This is a genomic window from Corallococcus sp. AS-1-6, from assembly GCF_020037015.1.
GTDB lineage: Bacteria > Myxococcota > Myxococcia > Myxococcales > Myxococcaceae > Corallococcus.
Genome location: NZ_JAIQDE010000003.1, coordinates 220465 through 247311 on the forward strand (window position 1 = coordinate 220465; position 26847 = coordinate 247311).

The window sequence follows — 26847 nt, forward strand, 5'->3', positions numbered from 1 at the left end:
CGCCTCCCGTGGAGACGACGAACGAGCTGACGCAGGACGCGCGCATCCTGAACTTCCTCGCGGAAGGCGGGGAGGGCTTCATCTCCGGTGAGGCGCTGTCCAACCGGCTGGGCCTGTCGCGCACGGCGGTGTGGAAGCACGTGGAGGCCCTGCGGCTGAAGGGCTACCGCATCGAGGCGGTGCCCGCGAAGGGCTACCGGCTGGTGGGCCGGCCGGACCGGATCTCCGGCCTGGAGGTCCACCCGCTGCTCGCCACGCGCGCGGTGGGCCGCGTGCTGCACCACCACGACACCCTCGGCTCCACCAACGCGGCGGCCTTCCGGCTGGCCCAGGACGGCGCCGCCCACGGCACGGTGGTGGTGGCCGAGCAGCAGACCGCCGGCAAGGGGCGCCGGGGCCGCGCCTGGGTGTCGCCGCCGAACCTCAACCTGTACTTCTCCGCCATCCTGCGCCCGGAGCTGCCCCCGCAGCGCGCGCCGGAGCTGACGCTGGTGGCCGCCGTGGCCCTGGCGGAGACGCTGCGCGACGCGGGCGCGGACGCCGCCATCAAGTGGCCCAACGACGTGCAGATTGGCGGCCGGAAGGTGGCCGGCATCCTCACGGAGCTGTCCGCCGAACCCGAGCGCGTGCACTTCGTCATCGTGGGCGTGGGGGTGAACCTCAACTCCGGGGAGGAGCACTTCCCGGACGAGCTGCGCGCCACGGCCACGTCGCTCTCCCTGGCGCTGGGGCGGCCGGTGGGTCGCGCGGCCTTCACCGCGGCCCTGTGGAACCGGCTGGAGGCCTGGCTGGACACGTACCTGGCCACCGGCTTCGACGCGGTGCGCACCCGCTGGAAGGCGCTCTCCAGCACCCTGGGCGTGCCCGTCCGGGTGCGGACGGACCGGGGGGACTGGGAGGGGTTCGCGGAGGACATCGACGCGACGGGCGCCCTGCTGGTGCGCGTGGCGGACGGCCGCGTGGAGCGCGTGCTGGCGGGGGACGTGGAGCAGTTGCGTCCCCAGCGCTAGAGTGCGCGCCTGATGCTCCTGGCCATCGACGTCGGCAACACCAACACCGTCCTGGGCGTGTACGAGGGCCGGCGGCTCCTGGACCACTGGCGCCTGGAGACGAGCGCGCGGCGCAGCGCGGACGAGTACGGCATCCTCGTGCGCCAGCTCTTCTCCTGGAGCGGCATCGACGCGAACCAGGTGAAGGCCGTGGCGGTGTCCAGCGTGGTGCCGCCGCTCCAGTTCATCCTGGAGAAGATGAGCGAGCGCTACTTCAAGACGCGCCCCATGTTCGTGGGCCCGGGCGTGAAGACGGGCATGCCCATCCTCTACGACAACCCGCGCGAAGTGGGCGCGGACCGCATCGTCAACGCGGTGGCCGCCTATGAGAAGCACCACCGCGGCCTCATCGTGGTGGACTTCGGCACCGCGACGACGCTGGACGCGGTGACGCCCAAGGGCGAGTACCTGGGCGGCGCCATCTGCCCCGGCATCAACATCTCCATGGAGGCCCTGTTCCAGAACGCCTCCAAGCTCCCCCGCGTCGAGTTCGCGCGCCCGCCGCACGTGGTGGGCCGCAACACCGTGCACTCCATGCAGGCCGGCCTGGTCCACGGCTACGTGAGCCTGGTGGACGGGATGTGCGCGCGGATGGAGGCGGAGATGGGCTTCTCCGCGAAAGTGGTGGCCACCGGGGGCCTGGCCCCGCTGGTGGCCAGTGAATCGAAGGCCATCCAGGAGGTGGATGAGTTCCTCACCCTGGAGGGGCTGCGCATCATCTACGGAAGGAATCACGCGACATGAGCACCGCCGCTGACCCCAGCATTCCGGCCCCGCCCCCGGGCTGCCCCTTCAACTCGGAGTTCCTGCCGCCCAACCTGCGCAAGCACGTGGACCCCAACGCCCCCGTGCCCCTGCGGATGATGGCGGCCAAGTCCCTGGTGCCGCTCAACCCGGCGGACATGCTGGGCGCCCTCTACATGCTCACGTTCGACCCGGACGCGAACGTGCGCGAGACGGCCGCCAAGACGTCCGCGAACCTGCCTGACCGCATCCTGGGCTCCGCGCTGCGCGACGAGGGCGTGCAGCCGCCCGTGCTGGGCTACTTCCTGGGCCTGCTCAAGGACAAGGAAGCCTACGCGGAGATGCTCGTCCTCAACTCGGAGACGCCGGACGACGCCGTGGCCAGCGTGGCCGGCACGTGCAGCCCGAAGGTGGCGGAGATCATCTCCCAGAACCAACTGCGCCTGCTGCGCAACGAGGACATCATCCGCGGCCTGTGCGCCAACCCCGGCGTCCCGGCGTCGCTGGTGGACAGCGTCTGCGACTTCGCGGTCCGCAGCGGCCTGGTGCTGGCGGACGTGCCCGCGATGCAGGCCGCGCGCGTGCGCATCTACGGCCCGCAGGCCGCCGCCGCGCCGCCGGACCCCGGCCCCACCGCGGAGGAGGTGCTCCAGGAGCTGGGCACGGCGGCGCAGGCCGAGGACGCCGCCCCCATGGAGGAGGGCAAGCGCCTCACGCTCGCGCAGCGCATCATGAAGATGTCCATCGCGGAGAAGATCAAGCTGGGCACGCTGGGCAACAAGGAGGCCCGCTCCGCCCTCATCCGCGACACCAACAAGCTCGTCTGCGTGGCCGTCATCCGCAGCCCCCGCATCACGGACGGCGAGGTGCTCGCGTGCGCCGCGAACCGCGCCGTCAACGAGGACGTGCTGCGCGTCATCTACAACAACCGCGAGTGGACGAAGATGCAGAAGGTGAAGCTCGCGCTGGTGAAGAACCCCAAGGTGCCGCTCACCGTCACCATGAAGTTCCTCAACACGCTGCGCGACGCGGAGCTCAAGGAGCTCTCCCGCGACAAGAACGTGCCCGCCGCCGTGCAGTCCTTCGCCAAGAAGCTGCACGAGAAGAAGACGGCCCCCAAGCAGGCGCCCGGCGGCAAGTAGGCCGGAGCGCTGACGGCGGGGGAGGGCGGTTTGGCCCGCGCCTTCCCCCGGGGCGCCGTCAGGCGGTACCGCGGTGCTTCAGGCCGCGGCTTCCTCGTCGGCGTCGTCGCCCACGGCGGTGCCCGGCTCGTCCAGCAACTGCTGCGCGATGGCCAGCGCCTTCTTCGTCTTCTCGCGCAGCTTCTCGTCGCCCTTGATGCGCGCGTAGAGCTTCGTCACGCGCTCCTCGTTGCGCACCGCCGCCTGCTCCAGCTCGGTGATGCGCACGCGCAGGCCGTCCGCCTCGGAGGCCGCCTGGGCGCTCTGGTTGGACAGGTCCGCCTGGGCCTGCTCCAACTGGCCGCGCAGCCCCTCCAGCTCGCCCTGCGCCGCCTCCACCTGCGAGCGCAGCCCCTCGGCCTCCTCGCGCGCCGCCTGGAGGTCCGCGTCCTGCTGGGCCACCTGGGCGCGCAAGGAGTCCACCTCACCCTGGAGGGCCTGGGCCTGGGCCTGGTGCTGATCCAGCTCCGCCTGGAGCGTGCCCAGCTTCGCGGTGGCGCCGCGCGCCTCCTCCTTCGCGGTGGCGAGCTGCTGGTCCACGCGCTTGCGCTCGGAGGTGAGCTGCTCGGTGCGCGTGGTGAGCGTCTTGATCTGCGCGTCGCGGCGGTTCAGCTCCTCCTCGGAGGTGGAGGCCTTCTGCTCCAGCTCCAGGTGCTGATCCTTCAGCTCGATGATCTCCTGGTCCTTCTGGTTCAGCTCCGACTTGAGGCGCAGGATCTCCTTGTCGCGCTTGTTGACGGTGTCACGCAGCGCGAAGGTGTCCTTGTCGCTCTTGCCGGCGGTGGAGCGGGACGCCTCCAGCTCCGTCGCCTTCGCCTGGAGCTCGGACTCCAGCGACTGCACGCGCTCCTCGACCTGCGTCGTCTCCGCGCGCGAGTCCTCCAGCGCGCTCGTCAGCTCCGCCACCTTCGCGCGCAGGTTGCGCAGCTCCGCCAGGTCCGCGGCGGACGGGCCCGGGGCGGCGGCCGGCGTCACCGGCGCGGCGACGGCGCGGGCCGGGGCGGGCGGCGGCACCGCGCGCAGCGGCGTGGGGGCGGCGCGCGTGGGCGGCGGGGTGGGGGCGGCGGCGACGGGCTCCGGCTCCACCGGCGGCATGAAGCCGACGACGGTCTTCTCCTCCGGCTCGTCCAGGCCGCCCAGCATGTCCAGCGAGTCGTCGTTGTCCGGCCCCAGCGAGTCGAGCGCGGAGATCTCCTCCAGGCCGGACGGGGACTCCAGCTCCTCCGGCGGCGCGACGACGGGCTCCTCGGGCGTGCCCGTCACGGGCTCGGACATGTCGCTGAAGGCGTCGTCGAGCATGTCCAGGTCTTCCCCGGCCACCGCGGGCTCCTCGCCCGTGTCGACGGCGATCTCCTCCGAGCCGAAGTCCGTCGCGGGCTCCTCGCCCAGCGAGTCCAGCGTGAGGCTCTCGTCCACCACCTCGTTGCTGACGGGCGGCTCCGGGAAGCCGATGACGCCGCCCACGCGGTCGATGAGGACGTCCGCGTCCACCGGCTTCGCCACGTACTCGTCCGCGCGCGCCTTCAGCTTGCCGTGCGCCGCGAAGCCGTCCGGGTTGCCGATGATGACGATGGGCACCGTCTTCAGCTCGTCGTCCTTCTTCAGCTTGCCGCAGATGAGGTAGCCGTTCTGTCCCGCGGACAGGTCCACCGCCAGCACCACGAGGTCCGGACGCTCACGGCGGATCAGCTCCACGCTGCCCTTGCCGTCGCCCGTCGTCTGCGCGGAGAAGCCTCGCGACTCCAGGGCCTGCTGCAGCGTGGTGGCGAGGGTGGCGTCGCTTTCGACGATCAGGATTCGCTTGGACATGAAGGGACGGCCATCCTGGGGGTGCGGCGCGCGGTGTGACACCGCGAGGAACAGCAGCGGCGGCGCGCGAGAGTGAAGACGCCGTCGAGGCTATCGGCCATGCCTGGGACCGTCAATCTTCACACCGGGCGCAACGCCCGGTATTCAGTTGAGCAGGCGACCACCCGAGCCCCCGCTTCGCGAGGGCTTCAGGGCTGTAGCGACACGGGCTGCACGCTCACCGCGGGCTTCACCTGCGCGGGGCGCACGAGCCCGTTGGAGCGGTGCTCCTGATCCCGCAGCATCTGCAGGATGGCGGCGTCATCCAGGTCCGTCACCAGCTCGTAGGTGACGTCCTGATCACGCCACGTCACCACGTTGTACGCCTGGCTCGAGTCCACGGCGACGTTCTCCACCGTGGGGCCCTCGTCCTTGATCACCCGCTGGCCCGTGGCCGGGTACACGAACACGCCGATGTTGCGCTTGGGCTCGTTGGTGAGGCGGGGCTGCGTCTCGTAGCTGACGTAGACGACCTCCTGGCCGTTGAGCGTGGAGAAGCGCGCGCCCACGGGCCGCGCCTGCTGCAGGCGGGGCAGGGTGATGCGGTGCTCCACCTTGTCGTTGAACCACGCTTCAATCTGCTCCGGCGTGCCCGCGACGAACTCCAGGGGGCGCTGGCGCGTGTGGCGCTGCACGGCCTCCAGGATGGTGGCCTTCTGCGCCTTGCCGGACTGGTACATCATCCAGCCGCCGCTCACCGTCACCACCACCAGGGCCATGGCCCCGGCGCGCAGCCACTGGCTCACCTGCGCGCGGCGGTGCTCGCGGTGCAGGCCGGACTGGATGCCCGCGCGCAGCGACGCCGGCGCGCGCGTGCCCTGGGCGGAGATGGAGTGCTTCGCCGCGCGGCGAAGCGTCTGACGCAGTTGCATCTCCTCGTCCACCCGCGCGACGCACGCGGCGCAGCCTTCGAGATGCGACTCCACGTCGTGGCGTTCCTCGGGCTGGAATTCGCCGTCGAGGTACGGATACAGCAACCGCTCGAGTTCCTGGCAGGTCATGGGCGCTCGATGAGGTGGGCGGAGGGAGGACGACGCCCCTCCAACCTCTTTCTAGCCTGCCTTCTTCCGGCGCCGGAACTCTTCCAGATCCGCGGGGGCCTGGACCGGCTCACCGTCGTGCCGGAAGACGCCCTGACCCTCGGCGTACTCGCGCAGCGTCTTCTGCAGGAGCTTGCGGCCGCGGAACAGACGGCTCATCACCGTGCCCACGGGGCACTCCAGAATCTCCGCGATCTCCTTGTAGGAGAACTCCTGGAGGTCCGCGAGGATGACCACCAGCCGGAAGTCGATGGGCAGCGAGTCGATGGCGCGCAGCACGTCGTCCGACAGGAGCCGGTCGAAGAAGTACTGCTCCGGGTTGGCCGCGAAGTCCGTCGCGTCCCGGCTCACGAAGCGCTCATGCACCGCCTCGCGCTCCACGCCCTCCACCACCGTGCGCTCCTTCACCTTGCGGCGGTAGCGGTTGATGAAGGTGTTCGTGAGGATCTTGAAGAGCCAGGCCTTGATGTTGGTCCCGCGCTCGAACTTGTCGAAGAAGCGGTAGGCCCGCATGCAGGTGTCCTGCACCAGGTCCTCGGCGTCGCGCTCGTTCTTGGTCAACCGGAGCGCCGCCGAATAGAGCGGGTCCAGGTGCGCCAGCGCCAGCTCTTCGAATTCCTGCTTCGTCCGGTTGGGTTGCCTGAAGTCCAGCATCATGCTCCCGCCTTCCAGGGGCCCGAAATGATTGGGGAATGCGTCGCCTGCCTAACAGTCAATCTATGCACCGGAACAGACGGGTCAACAACGCTTTCCCCTGCCACGCCGCCCGCATGCCCGCTTCTGGAGTGCGGAGACGCCCGGCGGGATCATTTATTCCTCAGGGTGGGAACTGGATGGGACACCCGTACAAAGGTCCCATCCAGGCAACCGGCCAGCACATGGCTGGCCGGCCGTGGAGCATGCGACCGCTACGTCACTTCTTGCCGCTGAGTGCGTCCATCAGGGGCACATAGTCGTACCCCATGTCCTTGGCCACGGCCTCGTAGGTGATGTGGCCGTTGTAGGTGTTGATGGCGCGCTGGAGGGCGCGGTCCGACTTCACGGCCTCCACCAGGCCCAGGTCCGCGATCTTCCGCGAGTAGGGGCGGGTGGTGTTGGTGAGCGCGAAGGTGGACGTCTGGGGCACCGCGCCGGGCATGTTCGCCACGCAGTAGTGGACGACGTCGCTCACGGTGAAGGTGGGGTTGTCGTGCGTGGTGGGCTTGCAGGTCTCGATGCAGCCGCCCTGGTCCACCGCCACGTCGACGACGACGGAGCCGGGCTCCATCTCACCGATCAGCTCGCGCGACACCAGCTTCGGGGCCTTGCCGCCGGGGATGAGCACGCCGCCGATGACGAGGTCCGACTCGCGCACGGTGCGCGCGATGGACTCCGTGTCAGACGCCAGCGTCTGCGCGCGGCCGAGGAACACGTCGTCCAGGTAGGTGAGGCGCTCCAGGTTCACGTCCAGGATGGTCACTTCCGCGCCCATGCCGACGGCGACCTTGGCGGCGCACAGGCCCACCACGCCACCGCCGATGACGGCCACGCGGCCGCGGCGCACGCCGGGCACGCCGCCCAGCAGGATGCCCTTGCCACCGTGGGCCTTCTCCAGGCACGCGGCGCCCACCTGGATGGCCATCTTGCCGGCCACCTCGGACATGGGCTTGAGCAGCGGGAGGCTGCCGTCGTCCAACTGGAGCGTCTCGTAGGCGACCGCGGTCACCTTCTTCTTGATGAGCGTCTTGGTGAGCTCCGGATCCACGCCGGCCAGGTGGAAGTACGTGTAGACGATCTGCCCGGGCTGCATGCGCTCGTACTCCGGCGCGATGGGCTCCTTCACCTTCACGATCATCTCCGAGCGCTTCCACACCTCATCCGCGCTGGTGATGATCTGCGCGCCGACGCGCTGGTACTCCGAATCCGGGATGCCGGAGCCGACGCCAGCGTTCGTCTCGACCAGCACCGTGTGCCCCGCCATGGTGAGCGCGCGCACGCCCGCAGGCACCATGCCGACACGGTACTCGCGGGTTTTGATCTCCTTGGGGACTCCGACGATCACGACTGCCTCCGACGAATGGGGGACTGCCTGGAAAACGTGGCGGACCCATAGACCAGGGCATGAGCGCTTTCAAGGCGCGCTCCGACGCGGAAACGGGTCGCCTGTGATGGGCGTCATTCATCCATCCATATGACGCGAGGCGTTGGACGCAGGGCGGCCCACCCGTGTTAGTTAACAGTGCATGACGCACGCGCCGAAACTGCTCTTCGCGGACCCCAAGGGCCGGGTCATGGAGCATCCCTACCTCATCGCCACGCTGCGCAGCGGCGAGGAGCTGGTGCCCCCGCAGGACAAGCCCATCGCCCTGCCAGCGGCCGGGCGCCTGGTGCACCTGCCTGGCCGCCTGCCCGTGGGCCTCAACCCGGACTCCGGCGAGCTGGAGCTGGTCCGCGAGATGAAGGTGGGGGGCAAGACCTTCGTGCCCAACGCCGTGGGCGCGCTTTTGCCCCCCGGCTACACGCGCACGTTCCTTCCCGGAGAGGTGAAGGGCAGCGGGCCGGTGCTGCCGCAGTGGGCGTACACGGCGGCGGCGTGGGGAGAGAAGGGGCCGCTCGCGTGGGCCATCCACACGGACCGGCGCTCGCACTGGGAGCCGGAGGCGTACTCCACGCCGGAGCTGAAGGGCCTGGTGTCCGCGCACATGGAGCGCTTCCCGGACAGCCGCGTGCTCAAGCAGTTGAAGACGTGCGCGCTGCTCTACCGGTGCTTCACGTCGCAGAACATCTTCTACGCGCGCGACGAGGGCGCCATCCCCGCGTCGGTGATGTGCAACGCGCGCTGCGTGGGCTGCATCTCGGATCAGCCCGCGGACGGCCCGCCGGCCTCGCACGAGCGCATGGATGACGGCCCCTCCGCGGAGGAGATGGCGGCCATCGGCCTGTACCACCTGGAGCACGCGCCGGGCCGCACCATGGTCAGCTTCGGCCAGGGCTGTGAAGGCGAGCCGCTCACGCGCTGGAAGTTCATCGCGGAGTCCATCCGCCTGATGCGCGCGAAGACGGACAAGGGCTCCATCAACATCAACACCAACGCGAGCCTCACGCACGGGCTCAAGGCCCTGCTGGACGCGGGGCTGGACGCCGTGCGCGTGTCGCTCAACTCCGCGTCCAAGGGGCTCTACGAGGCCTACTACAAGCCGGTGAAGTACGGCTGGGAGGACGTGGAGGCGTCCATCGCGCTGGCGCGCGAGCGGGGCGCGTACCTGGCGCTCAACCTGCTCCTGTTCCCCGGCGTCACCGACCGCGAGGGAGAGGTGCGGGCGCTGGAGGACCTGGTGCGCAAGTACCGCGTGGATCAGGTGCAGACGCGCTCCCTGTGCATCGATCCGCTCCAGTACCTGGAGGTCGCGCGCGGCGTGGGCGCGGGCGGCGAGCCGGTGGGCATCCGCACGCTGCTCCAGCGGCTGAAGGCGGCGCGGCCGGGGCTGATCATCGGCAACTTCGCGCGCGGCCTGGACGAGCGGGAGAACGCCGCGGGCGCGCCGGAGGTTTGACCGTCCGGGAGGGAAGGGCTACGCAGGAAGGCATGTCCGCTTCCCTCCGTTCCGCGTTCCGCCTCGCCGTCTTCTGTCTCTCCTCCGGCGCCGTCCTCGGTGCGTGCAGCAAGGCGCCCGAGGAGCCGGAGTTCGACCACGGCCTGAAGAAGCCGCTCGTGCGCAAGCTGCGCGAGGAGCTGGCGGAGACGCCGTGCGACAAGGCGAAGGCGCAGCAACTGGCGCAGTTGCTGCTGGACACCGGCGACCTGAAGGGCCTCACCCGCGTGACGGACGCGTTCGGTGAGAAGTGCGGCCCCAACATCGTCCTGCTCCAGTTGGCGTACACGGCCAACGCGCGCGCCGGGGAGAAGGAGCTGGCGCTGAAGTCCGCCACCGCGCTGGTGACGGCGCAGCCGGACAACGCCAGCTACCACGTGTGGCGCGGCCTCTCGCTGGAGGCCCTGGCGCGCACGGAGGAGGCGGCGGCGGATTTCCAGAAGGCCTTCGACCTGCAGCCCGGCCAGCGCCCCATCCTCAACGCGCTGGTGAAGACCTACGACGCGCTGGGCAAGCCCTGCGAGGCGCTCGCCGCGTACCAGCGCTTCGTGGAGAACGCGAAGCCCTCCGAGGCGAAGTCCGCGGAGGTGCAGGGTCAGTTGCAGGAGCGGGCCGCCAAGACGAGCTGCCCGGCCCGGGAGACCGTGACGCCCGAGGCGGCGGCGAAGCCCTGAAGCGCGCGGTGACTACTCGGCGCCAGGGGGCATCAGCTCCTTGGCGACGAGGTTGCCCATCACGGCGTCCTTGGGGATGTAGCCGTCCGCGCCGGCCTCGCGGCAGATGCGCTGGAGCTCCTCGACGTTCTCACCGGAGCACAGCAGCACCTTGATGCCCTTGAAGAGGCTGTTGCTCTTGATGAAGCGGCAGAACTGTTCGCCGTTCACGTTGGGCATGCGCACGTCCAGCAGCACCAGGTCCGGGCGCGTCTGCTTCTTCAGGATGATCTTCGTGGCCTTGTCCGCGGTGTCCGCGACGTGGACCTCGAAGCCCTTGGAGACCAGGTCCGCTTCGATGATCCGCGCCGTCATCTCACTGTCGTCCACGATGAGGATGCGCGGCTTGCGCCCCCCGGCGGCCATCGGGGCCTTGGGGAGTCCGCCGGAACCCGTGGCGGGGGCGGCCGGAGCCGCGGCGGGGGCCGGGGTGGCGGGCGCGGCGGCCGGGGCGGGGGAGGGGACCGCGGCGGGGATGTTCAGCGCCGGGGCGCCGATGAGGCCCATCACGCCCCCCAGCACGCCCTCCAGGCCTCCGCTCTTGAGGATGTAGCCGTCCGCGCCGGAGTTCTTCACCTTCGCCTCCAGCTCCTGCTCCGAGATGTCGGAGTAGAGGACGAGCTTGGAGGTGACGCCCTTCTGGGTGCGGAGGTACTCGACGACGTCGTCGCCGAACATCTCCGGCATGTTCACGTCCATGAGGATGAGCGCGAACGGGCCCTCGGTGAGCTTCTGGTTGAGCGTAGCCAGGTCCTGCGCGCCACTGGCGTCGTAGCCGGCGGCCGTCAGGGCCCGGACGGTAAGCTCCAGAAGCATCGGGCTGTCGTCAATGACCAGTACGCGGGACATCGTCCTCCTCAGGGGCTTCCAGCGCACAACCCTACACCTTTGGGTCACGCTGGACCATCGAAACGGAGAGCAGGCGGCCGGTCCGGCACCGGACGATGGACCCTTGACCCTCTTTATCCCGGTCTCGGATACTTCACTGCCTTGACCCCGAACTCCTCCCCCCTCCAACGCGCCTTGCGCATGGCGCCAGACCGTACGGTGGCCGCCCAGGCCCGGCCGGAGCAGGAATTCTTCTGCTTCCGCGTGGGCGAGCTGCGCTTCGGCGTCCCCAGTGAGAACGTGCTCGAGGTGCTGCGCGCCGGGCTGCTCACGCCGCTGCCGCGCACGCCGTCCTTCATCCTGGGCGTCACCGGCCACCGCGGGCAGGTGCTGCCGGTGGTGGACCTGCTGCGCTTCCTCAGCAAGGGCGAGGCGCGCATCGGTCCGCGCACCCGCATCTTCGTGGGCGTCAGCGGCAGCTACGTGTCCGGCGTGGTGGCGGACACCGTGCTCGGCCTGCGCCGCGTCCCCGTGGCGGACATCCTGCCGCCGCCCCTGGGCGGGGATCAGGCCGCGGAGCACCTGCTGGGCGTGGTGCAGGGCTCCGGGCCGGCGGATGGCCTCAACCTGCTCAACTTCTCCAAGCTGCTGCAGACGGCCCGTCAGCGCGCGGTGGTGCGATGAGCGGCAACGTCCTGCTGGATGACGAGGTCCCCGGACTGGACGCGGATGCGGACCGGGTCCTGGGGGAGGTGGACATCCTCTTCTTCCAGATCGGTGATTCGGAGTACGGCACGGACGCGTCGTCCGTGCTGCGCATCGACCGGGCGCTCCCGGACGACCTGACCGTGCGCGACCTGGGCCTGCCCCACAAGGGGCACCGGGCGCTCGTGTTCGACACCCCCGAGGGCGAGGGCCACCTGAAGGTGGACGCCGTCAACGGGGTGCGCTCCATCCCGCTCGCGGGGCTGCGCCGCATGCCGGCCGCCGCCGCGGCGGCTTCGTATGCGGTGGGCGTCTGCCTCGCCCTGGATGAAGAGGCCGGCCGTCCCGTGTTGCTCATTGATTTGGCGGAAACCTTGAAGACGCAAGGAAGGCACTGACACACATGTCCCTGGAGAGCCCCAACGAGAAGCCCGCGAAGTCCCGCGGCGCGAGGAAGTCCCCGGGCGTGAAGGCCGGCGCGGAGTCCGCAATCGCCAACACGGTGGCGGATCCGCTCAAGCCCTTCACCGACACGCTGATGGCGGTGCTGTCCGGCAACCTGAACGCGCGCGTGCCGCAGGACCGCGTGCAGGCGGACCCCACCGGCTTCGGCCACCTGCTCAACCAGGTGCTGGAGCAGTTCTCCTCCGCCGAGCACCGCAAGCAGGTGGCGGCCCAGGAGATCGATCAGGCGCTCGACTCGCTCATCATCCTGGTGCGCGAGGGCGACCTGTCGCGCTGGAACACGTCCACGGAGGACCCCCAGCTCGGGCCCCTGCTGGAGGGCTTCGGCAAGGTCATCGAGACGCTGCGCATCTTCGTGCGGGAGATCAACGAGGCCGCGCTGCGGCTGTCGTCCTCCGCCAACCAGGTGCTGGCGGCGTCCACGCAGCATGAGACGTCCTCCACCGAGCAGGCCGCGGCCATCCACGAGACGACCGCGACCATGGAGGAGCTGAAGCACGCGTCCGCGCAGATCGCGGAGAACGCGGGCAGCGTGGCGCGCGTGGCGGAGGAGACGCTGGGCGCGGCCCGCGCGGGCCGTGGCGCCATTGGCGAGTTCATCCAGGCCATGCAGCAGATCCGCAGCGACGGCGTCGCGGTGGCGGACTCCATCTCCAAGCTGTCCAAGCGCGTGGAGCGCATCGGCACGGTGGTGGAGGTGATCGACGAGATCGCGGATCGCTCCGACCTGCTGGCGCTCAACGCGGCGCTGGAAGGCAGCCGCGCGGGCGAGGCGGGCAAGGGCTTCTCCATCGTCGCGGCGGAGATGCGCCGGCTGGCGGAGAACGTCCTGGAGTCCACCAAGGAGATCAAGAACCTGATCACGGAGATCCGCGAGGCCACGCAGGCCGCCGCGGGCGCCGCGGACGCGTCCAAGCACGCCACGGAGTCCGGCGAGAAGCTGGGCGCGGTGGCGGCGCAGGCCGTGGAGGGCATCCTCGCCGGCGTGCAGGAGACGAGCGACGCGGCGCGGGTCATCAACCTGGCGACCCAGCAGCAGCGCACGGCCACCGAGCAGGTGGTGGCGTCCATGGCGGAGATCGAGGATGTGACGCGCCAGACGACGCAGGCGTCGAAGCAGGCCACCGGGGCGGCCGCGGAGCTCACCCAGCTCGCGGGCCGGCTCGCGGAGCTCATCAAGCGGTTCAAGGCCGACTAGGCGTTCTCCTGAGGGGAGAAATGGGTCGAGGGGCGCGCAGAGCGCCCTGACGCCCGCGACCCATGGACACCGAGGCCCTCAAGAAATCCCTCCTGAAGAAGTTCCAGGAGGTCACGGCCGACCGACTCCAGAAGATCCAACTGGGAGTCATCGACCTGGAGAAGGAGACCGCGGAGCAGGCCGCGGACGACGTCGCGCGCGAACTGCACACGATGAAGGGCGAGGCCCGCATGTTGGGCCTGGCCGCCATCGGGCAGCTCGCGCACGCCGCCGAGGACGTCCTGCGCGCCGAGCGCGAAGGCAAGACGGCCACGGAGACGGCCACGGACGTGATGCTCCGTGCCTGCGACGTGCTGTCGGACCTCCTGGAGGACCTGGATGCGGCCCACACCGGCACGTCCGCCACCGAGGAGATGGTGAAGGCCCTGTCGGAGGTGTCCGGCCACCCCGTGCCCGCCCTGGGCCCGGTGCGCAAGCCCGCCGCGCAGCCTCCGCCCGCCGCGCCGCCCAAGCCCGCGGTGCAGGCGCCGGTGGCTCCGCCTGTCGCCGCGCCCGTCGTGGCCCAGGCGCCGGTGGCGCCGCAGGCCCCGTCCCGCGTGGCGGAGCCCGTCCCCGTCGTGGCCCCGGCCGCGAAGGAGGAGGAGGCGCCCAGCGCCGCGAAGAGCAACACCATCGCGGACCGCAGCATCCGCGTGAACGTGGAGGTGCTGGACTCGCTGGGCCTGCTCGCCGGCGACCTGCTGGTGGAGAGCGCGCGCGGCCGGCTGCGCAGCACGGAGACGGCGCAGCTCTTCGAGCGCTTCAGCCGCCTGGGCGACCGCTTCCTGCGCATCTCCGAGGACGTGGACGTCCCGGACGCCATCCGCGCGGAGCTGGAGCGCGCGGAGGCGGACCTGCACATGCTGCGCGACGACGCGTTCCGCTTCGTGCGCCGCAACGGGGACGGCATCAACACGCTGCACGGCAACCTGGCCCAGTTGGCGGACCACGTGGCCGAGGCGCGCCTGGTGCCGCTGTCCACCGTGTTCGACGCGTTCCCTCGCGCGGTGCGCGACATCGCGAAGACGCAGAACAAGGAAGTGGACCTGATCATCGAGAACGCCGACATCGGCGTGGACAGGTCCATGCTGGCGGACGTGCGTGACGCGCTGGTGCACCTGTTGCGCAACGCGGTGGACCACGGCCTGGAGTCGGCGGACTTCCGCCAGCAGATGGGCAAGCCCGCCACGGGCCGCATCCGCATCCGGGTGCGCGTGGACGGCGACATGCTCCACATCGAGGTGGAGGACGACGGCCGCGGCATGGACACCGAGCGGCTCAAGCAGGTGGCCATCAACAAGCGCCTGCTGTCGCCGGTGCAGGCCGCCGCGCTGTCGGAGCGCGAGGCCATCGAGCTCATCTTCCGTCCCGGCTTCTCCACCCGCGAGCAGGTCAGCGAGCTGTCCGGCCGCGGCGTGGGCATGGACGTGGTGAAGCGCAAGGTGGAGACGCTGGGCGGGTCCGTGGGCGTGCAGAGCCGCCAGGGCCGCGGCACCACCATCACGCTGCGCCTGCCCCAGTCGCTGGCCCTCATGAAGGTGCTGCTGGTGCGCCTGGGCGACGACGTCTACGGCATGCCCGCCGCGGACGTGGTGGCCGTCATGCGCATCAAGCCGGATGACCGCATGGAGGTGTTCGGCACGCTGGCGGTGCGGCACCGGGGCAAGCCCACGGCGCTCGTGGCGCTGGGGCCGCTGTTGGGCCTCAACGGCGGCAACCGCTTCGACAAGCCCCCCGCGGTGGTGGTGCGCCACGGCGACGACTACGCCGCGCTGGTGGTGGACGGCTTCGTGGACGAGCGCGAGGTGGCGGTGAAGCCCTGCGGCGGCGAGTTCCTCAAGGGCGCGCCGTTCATCGCGGGCACGGCGGCGCTGGAGGACGGACGCATCGCGGTGCTCCTGCACGTGCCGGACATCATGACGGAGGTGCGCCGCATGGCCCGCCCCGTCACCCAGGCGCCCGCCAGCCGCCGGCTGCGCGTGCTGCTGGTGGACGACTCGCCCATCGCCCGCGCGACGGAGGGCGCGCTCGTCAAGGCGCTGGGCCACTCCGTGGAGGAGGCGCAGGACGGCGAGGAGGCGTACGCGAAGGTGCAGACGAACACGTACGATCTCATCCTCACGGACGTGCAGATGCCGAAGCTGGACGGCTTCTCCCTCACGCGGCGGCTGAAGGGCACGCCCGCCGTGGCGCGCATCCCGGTCATCATCCTGTCGTCGCTCGCGTCGCCGGAGGACAAGCGGCGCGGCCTGGATGCGGGCGCGGATGCGTACCTGGTGAAGGGCGAGCTGGGGGTGGAGATCCTGGCGCAGTCCATCGATCGGCTGACCTGAGGAGCCTCTGGTGGGCGGCGGCACGGCGGTGACGGGACTGGCGTTCCGGGTCCTCCTGGTGGGGCGGGGCCTGCGCGCGCTGGTGCGCGGGCTCTTCGACGGCGAGTCGCTGGTCGCCGTGGGCCCGCCGGAGGCGGACTTCGCGGGCGCGGAGGCGGTGGTGCGCAGGCACTTCCCGGACGTGCTGCTGGTGGACCTGGTGTCCTCGGAGGCGCTGGGCGCCATCGAGCGCGTCATGGCCCAGCGCCCCACGCCCATCCTCGCGCTGCACCCGGGCGTGCTCACCGGACAGCAGGCGTTCCAGGCGCTGGCCCTGGGCGCGCTGGACGTGATGGACCGGCCGATGACCCCGGGGCCGGACTTCTGGCACGCGGTGAACCGCAAGCTGGTGATGCTGGCGCAGGTGAAGGGGGTGCGCTCGCCGCCCTCCTCGCCCAGGGCCCGGCAGCCGGCGCAGGAGGGGCCCACCGCGCCGTTCCCCCTGGTCGCGCTGGCCGCCTCGCTGGGCGGGCCGAAGGCCGTCGCGTCCGTGCTGCGGATGATTCCGCGGGGCTTCCCCGCGCCCATCGCCTACTGTCAACACATCAGCCAGGGCTTCACGGAGGGCCTGGCGCACTGGCTGTCCACGGAGACGGCGCTGCGCGTCGTCGAGGCGACGCACGACGCGTGGATGGAGCCGGGCACGGTGTACATCGCCCCTTCGGGAGGACATCTGCTGGTGAAGCCGGACGGCCGTCTGGAACTGGATACAGGACCTGCCCTGCGGGGCTTCCGGCCCTCGTGTGACATGCTGCTCACTTCGGCCGGGGAGTCTTTCGGCAAGAGGTGCATTGGCGTCATCCTGACGGGCATGGGCCGAGACGGCGCCAGGGGGCTGAAGGAGATTCGCGAGCGCGGCGGGCGCACCATCGCGCAGGACGAGGCCACGTGCGTCGTCTACGGCATGCCCCGCGAGGCCGTGCTCCTGGGCGCGGCGCAGCAGGTGCTGCCGCTGGACGTCATCGCGCCGACGCTCGTGCAGTGGGTGGACGCGTGCTGAACGTGGGCAACAAGGTGCTCCAGCAGTTGTCCGCGCTCCTCCTGGAGCGCGCGGGGCTGAAGATCACCCTGGATGGCTACCACAGCCTGCGGCTCGCCCTGTCCACGCGCATGCCCGCGCTGGGGCTGAGCGACCCGGAGAAGTACCTGCAGAAGCTGATGAGCGCGAGCGGCGAGGAGGAGCTGCGCGCGCTGCTGCCGCTGGTGACGGTGGGGCACACGGAGTTCTTCCGCGACGCGAAGCAGTTCCGCGCGCTGGAGGGGAGCGTGCTGCCGGAGCTGCTCGCGCGGGCCCGGCGCGAGATGCGCAAGGTGTCCATCTGGTCCGCCGGCTGCGCCACCGGAGAAGAGCCGTACAGCCTGGCGCTGGTGATGGCGGAGCTGGGGGCGCTCGCGGTGGAGGTGGACCTGTGGGCCACCGACCTGAACCTGGCCGCGGTGGAGGCCGCGCGGCAGGGGCGCTTCTCCACGCGCCGCGCGATGGCCATTGGACCGGAGCGGCTCAAGCGCTTCTTCCGGCCCGTGGAGGACGGCTACGAGGCGTCCCCCATCCTGCGCGAGTACATCCGCTTCGATGGCCAGAACCTGGCCGCGCCGGTGTTCGACAAGGTGGCGCCCGCGTCGCTGGACCTCATCCTCTGCCGCAACGTCATCATCTACTTCGACCTGCCCACCATCCGCGGGCTGATGGACCGCTTCCTCGCGGCGCTGCGGCCGGGCGGGCTGCTCTTCCTGGGGTACTCGGAGAGCCTCTTCAAGGTCTACGACCGCTTCGAGATGATCGAAGTGGACGGCGCGTTCGTGTACCGGCGCCCCCTGGGCGAGCGCCCGCGTCCGCCGCCGCCGCTGGCGCCCCTGGCGACGGAGCTCCGGCCGGGCAGCCCGGAGTCCTTCGCCGTGGAGCTGCGCCAGCGGATGCAGGCCAGCGCGGAGACCGCGACGCGGCTGCGCACGGCGGGCGTGGGTGACGCCGCCAGTGGCAAGGCTCCGGACGCGCCCGTGCGCAGGCCCACGCTGGAGCTGCCCGCGCTGGGCGCGCTGGCGGGCCGCCGCACCGGGGAGTTCCCCGCCCTCCGTCCGGAGCCGGCGCGCACGGGGGAGTTCCCCGCGGTGCGGCCGGAGCCCACGCGCACCGGGGAGTTCCCCGCCATCAAGCTGGATCCGCCCCGTCCCGGGGAGCCTCCGCGCCGGCCCGCGACGACCGGGACCTTCGCGGCGGTGCGCGTGGAGCCGCCCACGCCCCGGCCCCCGGCGGAAGCCGTGCCCGCGCGCCCGAGCGGTTCGTGGCCGCAGCTCCTGCCGCCCGCGGAGCGCTTGAACATGGCCGTGCGGAAGATGGGGCAGGGGGACTTCCCCGCCGCCATCGACGGCGTGAAGCGCCTGCTGGTGGACGAGCCCTCGGACCTGGACGCGCTGCTGACGCTGGGCAACCTGTACTCGCTCACCGGCCGCATCGACGAGGCGCGCGACACCTTCGGCCAGGCGCTCCAGCGCGAGCCGCTGTGCGTGGAGGCGCGCGTCTTCGGTGGGGTGGCGGCGATGCAGGCGGGGAGCCTGGCCGAGGCGCGCTCCGAGCTGGCCAAGGCCCTGTTCCTGGAGCCCACGCTGGCCATCGGCCACTACCTGCTGGCCCAGGTGCAGGAGCGCACGCAGGACTTCGAGGCGGCCCGGCGCAGCTACCGCAACGCCGTCGCGCAGTTGAAGTACCCGCAGCGCCCGCTGGCGGGGCACTACCCGGAGATGCTCGACTCCGCGGAGGCCATCTCCCGCGCGGCCCGCTATGCGCTGGCCGCGCTGGAGGAGCAGCCGGGCTGAATCACCCAGCCCGGCGCACGCCGGACAGCGTCACTCCAGGTTGCCCTTCACCTGATCCAGGCTCTTGGACGGGTCCAGCACCGCGCCGAACTTCTTCTGGATGTACGTCTTGGCCTGGTTGCGCAGCAGCATTCCGGGGTCGGTGCCCTCGCCGGAGATGGCCTTGTCCGTGATGACGAAGCTGGCGTCCAGGTTGATGCCCATCACCTTGCCGACGAGCTTCGCGCCCGCGTCACCCTGCCAGTCGGACTTCACGCCGTACTTGGAGCCCCAGTAGTGGAGGAGCTGCTCGACGCGCTTCTTGACCTCGTCCTTGGGAAGGTTGTGGGGGACCTCGAACTTCATCGTGCCCATGGCTGACTCCTGGTGCCGGGAAAGAGGGGATGTCCGCCCGGTTTAGTGACCCCGGGGCGGAAAGTGAACCGCCGTCTTCAAGGGGATGTCTACCGGCGGGCCTGGCGGGCCGCCTTCCGGCGAACCTTCTTCACTGTCGCTGTGGCTCCGGGTGGCCCGGGCGGGGTGCCCCAGCGCTCCAGGTACGGGTCCAGGTCGAACTTCTCCGCGGTGCGCGGCGAGCTCATGGGCCGGACCTTCCCAATCACCGGGCGCTCCTGGAAGGGCCGGTCGTGCAGCCCCAGGACCCACATGAAGTTGGAGACGCTCGCCGGGTCGCGCCCGTCCACCGCGTAGGTGTCGTTGAGCCGCGCGATGCGGGCCAGCGCCTCCTCCGGCGTGGGGCTCCACTCCAATATCTTCTTCCCCCAGAGCATGCGCAGGTAGTTGTGGATCCGCCCGCGCTCCCGCAGCTCGCGCTGGGACGCGTTCCAGAGCGCGTCCTGCGTGCGGCCCTGCTCCAGCTCCTCGAAGGAGTAGAGGTGCGGGCGCGGATCCTTCAAGTGGCGGGAGAGCGTCTCGCGCGCCCAGGCGGGCAGCGACTCCGTGCTCAGTTGCTTGGGGCCGGGCGTGTGGAAGCAGTAGTTGAAGCCCAGCTCGCGGCGCACGAGCAGCTCCTCCAGGAAGGACTGCACGGCGGGGTGGTCCTTGCCCTTCGCCGCGATGGCCGCGCGCGCCGCCTCGCCGGGGAAGAGGTTTCCCCAGTGGAAGTAGGGCGACAGGTTGGACTGCTGGCCCAGGCCCGGATCATTCCGGCCGGTGTCGTAGCCCTCCAGCCGCTCGTGGAGGAACGCGCCCAGGGCCTTGAGGCCCGCCTTGCGTCCGCCGCGCTCGTCGAGCGGCTTCACGGAATGATCCAGCGCGAACGTGTCCAGCGCGGCGCGGGCCTGCACGGCGTCGGACAGCTCGAAGTCCGGCTGGAGCTTCGCGCCCGACACGCGGGGCTTGCGCCCGGGCAGCGTGTGCTCCAGGTACTCCGGCCACAGCTTGCGCAGCTTGGGGCGCAGCGCGTACGCGCCCACCTGGGCCGCGGGGATGCGCTGCATGGGCACCACGCAGGACGCGTCCACGGCGATGAGCGGCACCCGCAGCGCCTTCGCCGCGCCGCGCAGGTGGCCCGGGATGATGTACGTGGGGAACAGGTCCGACACGACGGCCGCCGCGCGCCGGCCCAGGCTCGCGAGCCGGGGCTTGTGCTCCTTCTTCGTGCGCGGCAGCTCCAGCCAGTACGGCAGCCCGCGCGCGGCGCAGCCCTGGGCCATGTCCGCCATGCCCTCCAGGGCCCACGCGTGGAGCCGCTCCGACGCGTAGGGGTAGTCCGGGCGGAGGGCCTGGTAGACGACGACGGGCAGGCCCAGGTGGTTGCCCAGCGCGATGGCGGCGTCCAGCGCGTGGTTCTCCTCCCACCGATGGTTCACCATGCACCAGTAGAGGACGAAGTCGCGCTGACCTGCGGGAAAGGGGGCCTCGTTCACCGCCTGCACGCGGGCGGAGTCGACGCCGAGTTCGGACCACGAGATGCCTTCGGGCATGGGCGCGCGAGAATCTTCGACACGCGGCGGAAAACCAACACCGGCGCACCGGTTGTGGTTTTCTGCCGGACGGCCGGACCCAAGGAGCCCCTCGCGTGTCACACCGTCGAACCTGGAACCTCCCTGTCACCGTCCTCGCGGTCGCGCTGATGTTGCCGGGCCTCGCACTCGCCCAGGCGGGTGGCACGGGCGTCTATCCGGCGCCGCAGCCGCCGCCTCCGCCCGCGCCGGGCATGTACCCGGCGCCGTCCTCGCAGGCCGAGCCGCGCGCGGAAGAGCCTGCGCCCGCGACGCCCGCGGGCGACGCGTATGGGCAGCCGCCGCCCACGCAGGCCGCGCCTCCGGATGAAGCGCCTCCGCGCGCGAGCGACGCGCCGCTCCAGCCGCCGGATCCGGACCGCCTGCGCACCGAGCCGCAGGCGCCGTTGACGGAGGGCACGCGGGAGGTGCGCCCGGAGTCCCTCCGGGACGAGACCGCGACCGCCGCCTCGCGGATCCGCCCGCCGCCGGAGGACAACGGCGTGTTCCTGGACGGCCAGCGCCGCCGGGGGCCGTTCCTGTCCGGCCCCGGCAGCATGCGCTTCGTGCTGCACCACACGGCCCTGGGCGCGCTGGGTGGCTTCTTCACGCAGGCGTTCTCCAAGGAGTTCAACTTCGACCGCAGCTCGCGCGAGTCCATGCTCGCGGGCACCCTGATTGGCGCGGGCCTGGGCTTCGGCGCCTCCGCGTGGTGGCAGTTCAACAACTGGGTGGACACGCCCATGGCGAACTTCACCATCCTCAACTCGGGCATTGGCGGCATGTTCCTCGCGGGCTTCATGGACCTCATCACCCAGGACCCGGGCGTGCTCACCTGGTCCGCGTTCCTGGGCGCGGAGCTGGGCGCGTGGCTGACGGCGGGCATCGGCGGCGGGCAGTTGCCGCTCTCGGACGGCCTGCTGGTGGCGTCCGGCGCGGGCTGGGCGGCGGCGTACAGCGCGCTGTTTCTCGCCATCGTGCACTTCTCCGGCACGGCCATCTCCGGCAAGACGTGGAAGGACATGCTGCTCATCTCGCCGGGCGTGGGCGCGGGCGTGCTGGCCCTGGCGACCATGCGCTACAACCCCACGGCGTCGCAGATCCTCCGCGCGGACCTCTTCGGCGGGGGCGTGGGCGCGGCGGTGCTGCTCATCTCCGGCCTGGTGCTGGGCGGCTTCAACCAGTCCACCCCCTACGTGCTGTCCTTCCTGGGCTCCGCGGGCGCCATCACCACCGTGAGCCTGCTGTGGGAGGAGAGCGTGGACCGCTCCGCCCTGCGCAGCTCGCACGGCGCCAAGGACCGGCCGTACAAGAACGTCTGGTGGTAGACGGCCTGGAGGCCGGGCGGGCAGGCGTCATGGCGCGCGGGGAGGGGCGGCATCACCTTTCCCCGGTATGGCGCGCGTCCTCCCGTTCTCGGCCCTCCTGACCTCGCTGGGCTCCTCGCTGGAGCCCGGGGACGGTCCTCCTCGCGGCAACGCGGCCCCGCTGCCCACGCACGTGCGGCCCCTGCTGGAGTCCGCGAACCCCAGCGCGGAGCTGCGCCGGATGCGGGACTCGGGCGGGCTCTTGAAGGACGCGCGCCCCGCCCTCTACGTCGTGGAGCTGCACGGCCCCGCGGGCCGCTTCTCCGGGCCTCCGGTGCGCTACCTCCTGTGCGCGCTGACGCCGGACGCGGTGCCGTCGCTGGAGCAGGACCCATACCGGCCCCGCGCGTGGGAGGTGGAGCCCGCCGTCACCCTGGTGGCGGATGACCACGGCGCCCTCCGGGCCCTGCTGGCGGAGGCCGCCGAGCGCGGCATCTCCGTCTGGAAGGGGCAGTACGACGGCAACCCGGTGTCGCTCCTGCGCATCGAGCCGTCCCCGGTGTCCAAGCGCCTGCAGGCGGTGCTGGACGAGGCCCCCATGCGGCCCCTGGCGGCCCTGAGCGAGCAGGGCCGGAGCCTGGCCGCGGTGGTGCCGCTGTCCGAGCCGGGCCTGGAGCTGTGTCCCATCCACCGTGCCCTGAAGGGCGTGGAGACGTTCCAGGAGGACACCTTCCTCACCCTGGTGGCCGCGTACGCGCGCGTGACGGAGTTGGACGCGCCCCTCACCACGCCGCAGGGGCTGGCCGCGGCGCGTGAGCGGCTGGCCACGCTGGTGCCCGGGCAGCACGCCGTGCTGCTGGTGCTGCCGGGCGGGCGGGGCCGCATCCTGCGCTTCCGCCAGGGGCTGGACCTGGCGCACCTGAAGGGCGCGCCTCGCAACCCCACGCTGCGCAGCCTGGACCTGGCGCTGCTCAACACGCTGGTGCTGCGCACGGTGCTGGGCATCCAGGAGCCGGAGGCGTCCGGACATCCCCAGGTCTTCCCGGTGCACGGCCTGGACGCGCTGGTGGCGGGCGTGGAGGCCGGCACGTTCCAGGCGGGCTTCGCGCTCAACCCGCCGCCGGTGTGGGAGGTGCGGGCCGTGATGGAGGCCCAGGCCACGCTGCCGCCGCGCACCCTGCGCGTGGAGCCGCGCGTGCCGGCGGGGTTGCTCTTCCTGGATCCCGAAGTCTGACGGCCCCCTCGAGTGCGTGCGCTGACCGGCACCGCGCAGGACTGGCCCCGCCGGGTGCGGCTGCGGTTGGAGCCCGGCCCGGGGGAGACGCTCGACGCCATCTGCGGCGGCGAGGTGCAGGTGCTCCAGCGCAGGCTGGGCTACCGCTTCACGCTGGACCCCGTGCTGCTGGCGCACTTCGCGGTGTTCGAGGCGGGGGCGGACCGGGGCAGGCTGCTCGACCTGGGCACCGGGTGCGGCATCATCCCGCTGGTGCTGGCGCGCCGGTTCGGGAGGGCGGACATCACCGCGCTGGAGCTGCAGCCGGGCCTGTTCTCCCTGGCCGAGCGCAACGTCTACCTCAACCGCTGCGAGGGCTCGGTGACGCTGGTGCAGGGCGACCTGCGGCACGTGGCGGAGACGTTCCCCGCGAGCAGCTTCGGCCACGTGCTGTGCAATCCGCCGTACCGCGCGCGCACCGCGGGCCAGAGCAACCTGTCCCGGGAGAAGGCGCTCGCGCGGCATGAGATTGCCTGCGAGCTGCCGGACGTGGTGCGCGCCGCGGCGTACCTGCTGGTGCCCCGGGGCGCGCTGTGCATGGTGTACCCGGCGTCGCGCTTCAGCGAGCTGGTGTCGGTGCTGCGCACGCTGCAACTGGAGCCGCGCACGGTGCGCATGGTGCATCCGCGCGCGGACCGGCCCGCGAAGCTGGTGCTGCTCCACGCGGTGAAGGGCGGCCGGGCGGACCTCACCGTGCTGCCGCCGCTCGTCGTCCACGCGGACGAGGACGCGGCCTTCACGGACGAAGTCAACGCCATGGTGGGCTGACACACCCCACGTCTTTCATGTCACCCCGGGTGAAGCGGGGCAGGGTAGACTCGCCGGACTCGGGGCCGGGACCGGCCGCCCCGTCTTTGCGAAGGCAGGGTGTGATGCGCGTGGACCTCCGCCGCGCCGTGCGATGGCGACTCCTGGCTCCGGTCCTGGGCTGCTGGGCCGTGGCGGTGCTGCTCCTCGGCGCACCGGCCGGGGCCCAGACGCAGGCGGACCGGCTCTACGTGAGCTATGGCCTCTCCGGCGGAGGCTCGCTGGAGGCGGGGGGCGTCCACGTCAAGGAGCGGATGGCCCTGGAGCTGCGCGTGCCGCTGCCGCTGCTCGTCGTGGGGCGCACGTACCTGCTGCCGTCGGTGGGCTACGAGACGCGGTGGATGGGCGCGGACGTGCCCGCCCTGCGGGAGGACGCGGTGGATCGGCAGTACCACCGCGTCCAACTGGGGCTCACGGCCGTCCGCCCGCTGGCGCCGCGCTGGCTGCTCGTCACGGGGGTGACGGCCAGCACCCGCACGGACTTCCGGTCCTCGTTCGACCTGGCGCTGGACACGTCGTGGGTGGCGTTCGCGATGGCCCGCTACCAGTTCGAGGACACGCCGGGGCTCGGGCTGATGTTCGGCGTGGTCGCGCTGTGGCCCTTCGACAAGCTGCCGGTGATTCCCATGCTGCTCCTGACCTACCGGCAGGGCCCGTACGTCGTGGAGGTGGGGCTGCCCCGGCTCACGCTCCTGCGCAAGCTGGGCGACACGGTGGAGCTGGGGCTGGTGGGCGCGCTGGACATGCAGGTGCTGCGCACCCGCTTCGCGCCGGAGCTCCAGGCGCTCAACGCCACCTACCTGCGCGAGACGCAGGTCCGCGTGGGGCCCACCGTGAACGTCCACCTGGGCCGGGACCTGTGGCTCAGCTCGTCGGTGGGCGTGTCGCTGATCAACGACTACGCGCTGCTGGACCGCGAGCGCGACAGCCTGAACGTGCGCGGGCTGGACATGGGGCCCGCGCCGTATGGCCGGGTGGTGCTGGGCTGGCGTCCCGCGCCCCCCCAGGCGAAGGCCAGGGGCGCGCGTCCGGCGCCCTGAGCGCTACGGCGTGGACCTGGCGCGCTCGGCGGCCTGGCGCTCCTCGCGGCACCAGGCGAGCTGCTCCTGGAGGGTGGCCAGCGGCACGGCCAGCTCCAGCTTGAAGGATGAGCCGTCCGGCCGGACCTTCGCGAAGTCCAGGAGCTGCGCCAGGTCCTCCTTGCCCTCCGCCTGCGCCTTCATGCGCGCCATGGACAGCGCGCCGCCCAGGGACTTGCCCAGGTCCGTCATCTTCTCCGCGTCCAGGCCCGTCACGTTGGCCACCATGGCCACGTCGCCGCTGGTGTCCAGGTGCAGCTCCACGTTCTGGGCCACGTCCGTCAGCCGCCGCGCCAGCTCCTCCTGGCCCGGGCCCAGCAGCTTCGCCAGGGTCTCCACCGCCAGCACGCCGTACATCTCGCCGTAGGTGCTGTTCTCATCCAGGAGCGGCGGCCCCTCCTCCTGGCCGCGCCCGTCCATGCGATCCAGCACCGTCTTCACGGAGTCCGGCGACTTGCCGAACACGAGCATCTGGTTGTTCCAGGTGCCCACCGACGTGTCCATGCGCCCGCGCTGCGTGCCGCCGTCCGGCAGGGCGAAGGTCGTGTCCCCCGGCTCGTACACGCGCGCGCCCGCGCCGTAGTCGGAGGACACTCGCTCGCCCAGCAGCTCCTGGTACTTCGCCTTGCTGAAGTCGCCGGAGAGGATGACGCCCTCGTCGGTGACGACCAGCCGGTCCAGGTCCTGGAGCGGATCCACGCCGCTCATCGCCTTGAACTGCTCCAGGTTCTTGCCGCCGTCACGCAGCAGGCAGTCCATGAGCAGCTCGCCCACGGGCGAGTAGCGCAGCGCGTTCGCCTCGATGACCACCGCCGTGCGGCCCGGGCCCCGGGGCAGCGCCGCGAGCAGCGGATCCCTCGGCTTCACCGGCGCGGCCACGCCCGCGTCCACCACGGCGGGCATCACCCAGGTGCGCCGCTTCTCCGCGCGCTCCAGGTCCGAGCCCTTCATGCGCCGGGGGAACTCCACGTCCGGAGCCTCCGCGGCCGGCGTGTCGCCCTGGCCCGTGAACATCAGGACCGCGCCCCCGGCGAACAACAGCAGCGCCCCCACCAGCCACACCCTCCTGCGCCCGCGCGAATCCATGGTTCAGCAGTCCTTTCCCTCGAAGTGCCAGAAGCCCACGGAGAGGGCCCCCAGTCCGAACACCAGCACGCCGCCCAGCAGCATGCCCAGCGAACCCTTCTCCATCGGCGTGGAGCTGGCCAGGTCCGCCGCGCGCGACGCCAGCGCGGACAGCCGGGGCAGCACCAGCGTCACCGCGTCGAACGCCGTGCGGCCGAAGCCCGACTCCAGGTAGCGCGACACGTCCGCGCGGAAGCCCGCGAGGATGCCGCCCACCAGCAGCACGAAGCCCGCCGCGGAGCACAGCGCCGCGCTGCGCACCAGCGTCGCCGTGGTGAGCATCACCGCGTACACCGCCGCGAACCCCACGCACGCCAGGCCCCCGGCGATGAGCGGCCCCGCCGTCCAGTACCCCGTCTTCACCCCGAAGATGAGCGTCAGCCCGCCCGCGGCGTACACCGTGCCGCCCAGGGCCAGCGTCATCACCCCCAGGAACGTGCCGGCCAAGAGGTGCCAGCGCTGCAAGGGCAGGGCGAGCAGGTGCTCGATGCGGCCGGGCGACAGCAGCCCCGGCGCGAAGTCCGAGCACGCGACGATGCCGAAGAGGATGCCGCCGTAGAACACCAGGTACGCCGCCGCGCGGTAGATGGGCCGCAGCGCCACGTCCACGGACATGATGTTGGAGCGCATCACCTCGCCGAACAGGCGCGTCGCCGCGAGCGCGCCGTCCACGACCTCCAGCTTGAGGCTGAGCGCCACGGTGGCCAGCACCAGCGTGAGCCCCACCATGAAGGCCATGATGAAC

The 26847-nt window shown here is 71.4% G+C and carries 24 protein-coding genes; 15 read left to right on the forward strand and 9 right to left on the reverse strand.

Annotation, left to right across the window (positions count from 1 at the left end):
• Positions 1–8 precede the first annotated feature (8 nt).
• The 3 genes from K8612_RS06325 to K8612_RS06335 are packed head-to-tail and all read left to right on the forward strand — an operon-like array spanning position 9 to position 2935.
• Positions 9–1010, forward strand: a complete 1002-nt coding sequence (locus K8612_RS06325) for a biotin--[acetyl-CoA-carboxylase] ligase (protein ID WP_223761602.1) — start codon at positions 9–11, stop codon at positions 1008–1010.
• A 12-nt stretch (positions 1011–1022) separates the two neighbouring features.
• Positions 1023–1793: a type III pantothenate kinase gene (locus K8612_RS06330; RefSeq protein WP_223761603.1), complete on the forward strand. Its 771-nt coding sequence runs from the start codon at positions 1023–1025 to the stop codon at positions 1791–1793.
• Positions 1790–2935 carry a hypothetical protein gene (locus tag K8612_RS06335; RefSeq protein ID WP_223740332.1) on the forward strand — a complete coding sequence of 382 codons (1146 nt, stop codon included), beginning with the start codon at positions 1790–1792 and terminating at the stop codon, positions 2933–2935. Before K8612_RS06330 ends, K8612_RS06335 begins: the two co-directional genes overlap by 4 nt.
• A 78-nt stretch (positions 2936–3013) precedes the next feature.
• On the opposite strand, the gene K8612_RS06340 is transcribed toward K8612_RS06335, so the two are convergent.
• The 4 genes from K8612_RS06340 to ald form a co-directional block, all read right to left on the reverse strand.
• A complete protein-coding gene (locus K8612_RS06340; RefSeq protein ID WP_223761604.1) occupies positions 3014–4783 on the reverse strand; it encodes a response regulator in 1770 nt (589 codons plus the stop codon).
• A 188-nt stretch (positions 4784–4971) separates the two neighbouring features.
• Complete coding sequence (locus K8612_RS06345) at positions 4972–5823, reverse strand: anti-sigma factor (RefSeq protein ID WP_223740330.1); 852 nt, start codon at positions 5821–5823, stop codon at positions 4972–4974.
• A 51-nt stretch (positions 5824–5874) separates the two neighbouring features.
• Positions 5875–6516, reverse strand: coding sequence for a sigma-70 family RNA polymerase sigma factor (locus tag K8612_RS06350; protein ID WP_043323356.1), 642 nt, complete (start codon positions 6514–6516; stop codon positions 5875–5877).
• 259 nt (positions 6517–6775) lie between these two features.
• Positions 6776–7903, reverse strand: a complete 1128-nt coding sequence (ald, locus tag K8612_RS06355; RefSeq protein ID WP_206794060.1) for an alanine dehydrogenase — start codon at positions 7901–7903, stop codon at positions 6776–6778.
• A 181-nt stretch (positions 7904–8084) separates the two neighbouring features.
• Here ald and K8612_RS06360 point away from each other — a divergent pair, with 181 nt between their 5' ends.
• Complete coding sequence (locus K8612_RS06360; RefSeq protein WP_223740329.1) at positions 8085–9395, forward strand: radical SAM protein; 1311 nt, start codon at positions 8085–8087, stop codon at positions 9393–9395.
• A 32-nt stretch (positions 9396–9427) separates the two neighbouring features.
• A complete protein-coding gene (locus tag K8612_RS06365) occupies positions 9428–10108 on the forward strand; it encodes a hypothetical protein (protein WP_223761605.1) in 681 nt (226 codons plus the stop codon).
• A 12-nt stretch (positions 10109–10120) separates the two neighbouring features.
• On the opposite strand, the gene K8612_RS06370 is transcribed toward K8612_RS06365, so the two are convergent.
• Positions 10121–10996, reverse strand: a complete 876-nt coding sequence (locus K8612_RS06370; protein WP_223740327.1) for a response regulator — start codon at positions 10994–10996, stop codon at positions 10121–10123.
• Positions 10997–11176: 180 nt separating this feature from the next.
• Between K8612_RS06370 and K8612_RS06375 the strand changes: the two genes are divergently transcribed.
• From K8612_RS06375 to K8612_RS06400, 6 genes are all read left to right on the forward strand, one after another.
• Positions 11177–11659 carry a chemotaxis protein CheW gene (locus K8612_RS06375; protein WP_223740326.1) on the forward strand — a complete coding sequence of 161 codons (483 nt, stop codon included), beginning with the start codon at positions 11177–11179 and terminating at the stop codon, positions 11657–11659.
• The gene (locus K8612_RS06380; protein WP_223740325.1) at positions 11656–12078 is read left to right on the forward strand and encodes a Frizzy aggregation protein FrzB; all 423 of its coding nucleotides are present in this window, start codon (positions 11656–11658) and stop codon (positions 12076–12078) included. The genes K8612_RS06375 and K8612_RS06380 overlap by 4 nt, the downstream gene beginning before the upstream one ends.
• 5 nt (positions 12079–12083) lie before the next feature.
• The gene (locus K8612_RS06385) at positions 12084–13343 is read left to right on the forward strand and encodes a methyl-accepting chemotaxis protein (protein ID WP_223740324.1); all 1260 of its coding nucleotides are present in this window, start codon (positions 12084–12086) and stop codon (positions 13341–13343) included.
• A gap of 62 nt (positions 13344–13405) precedes the next feature.
• Positions 13406–15715, forward strand: a complete 2310-nt coding sequence (locus K8612_RS06390; RefSeq protein ID WP_223740323.1) for a hybrid sensor histidine kinase/response regulator — start codon at positions 13406–13408, stop codon at positions 15713–15715.
• Between the two features lie 37 nt (positions 15716–15752).
• Positions 15753–16754 (forward strand): chemotaxis protein CheB, encoded by a 1002-nt coding sequence (locus tag K8612_RS06395; RefSeq protein ID WP_223740513.1) that lies wholly within the window; start codon positions 15753–15755, stop codon positions 16752–16754.
• Complete coding sequence (locus K8612_RS06400; RefSeq protein WP_223761606.1) at positions 16748–18568, forward strand: CheR family methyltransferase; 1821 nt, start codon at positions 16748–16750, stop codon at positions 18566–18568. The genes K8612_RS06395 and K8612_RS06400 overlap by 7 nt, the downstream gene beginning before the upstream one ends.
• Before the next feature lie 30 nt (positions 18569–18598).
• Here K8612_RS06400 and K8612_RS06405 read toward each other — a convergent pair whose 3' ends face one another.
• Positions 18599–18922, reverse strand: coding sequence for a polyhydroxyalkanoic acid system family protein (locus K8612_RS06405; protein ID WP_223740321.1), 324 nt, complete (start codon positions 18920–18922; stop codon positions 18599–18601).
• 89 nt (positions 18923–19011) lie between these two features.
• Positions 19012–20493 carry a deoxyribodipyrimidine photo-lyase gene (locus K8612_RS06410; protein ID WP_223761607.1) on the reverse strand — a complete coding sequence of 494 codons (1482 nt, stop codon included), beginning with the start codon at positions 20491–20493 and terminating at the stop codon, positions 19012–19014.
• A gap of 95 nt (positions 20494–20588) precedes the next feature.
• On the opposite strand from K8612_RS06410, the gene K8612_RS06415 reads away from it, so the two are divergent.
• The 4 genes from K8612_RS06415 to K8612_RS06430 all read left to right on the forward strand — a co-directional run bounded on the left by K8612_RS06415 (position 20589) and on the right by K8612_RS06430 (position 24938).
• The gene (locus tag K8612_RS06415; RefSeq protein WP_223761608.1) at positions 20589–21839 is read left to right on the forward strand and encodes a hypothetical protein; all 1251 of its coding nucleotides are present in this window, start codon (positions 20589–20591) and stop codon (positions 21837–21839) included.
• 67 nt (positions 21840–21906) lie between these two features.
• A complete protein-coding gene (locus K8612_RS06420) occupies positions 21907–23052 on the forward strand; it encodes a DUF1015 family protein (protein ID WP_223740318.1) in 1146 nt (381 codons plus the stop codon).
• A 12-nt stretch (positions 23053–23064) separates the two neighbouring features.
• Positions 23065–23859 carry a tRNA1(Val) (adenine(37)-N6)-methyltransferase gene (locus K8612_RS06425; RefSeq protein WP_223761609.1) on the forward strand — a complete coding sequence of 265 codons (795 nt, stop codon included), beginning with the start codon at positions 23065–23067 and terminating at the stop codon, positions 23857–23859.
• A gap of 104 nt (positions 23860–23963) precedes the next feature.
• Positions 23964–24938: a DUF6268 family outer membrane beta-barrel protein gene (locus K8612_RS06430; RefSeq protein ID WP_223761610.1), complete on the forward strand. Its 975-nt coding sequence runs from the start codon at positions 23964–23966 to the stop codon at positions 24936–24938.
• Between the two features lie 3 nt (positions 24939–24941).
• Here the strand turns inward: K8612_RS06430 and K8612_RS06435 are convergent, their stop codons facing one another.
• A complete protein-coding gene (locus K8612_RS06435) occupies positions 24942–26063 on the reverse strand; it encodes a hypothetical protein (RefSeq protein ID WP_223761611.1) in 1122 nt (373 codons plus the stop codon).
• Between the two features lie 3 nt (positions 26064–26066).
• Complete coding sequence (locus tag K8612_RS06440; RefSeq protein WP_223761687.1) at positions 26067–26840, reverse strand: hypothetical protein; 774 nt, start codon at positions 26838–26840, stop codon at positions 26067–26069.
• Positions 26841–26847 lie beyond the last annotated feature (7 nt).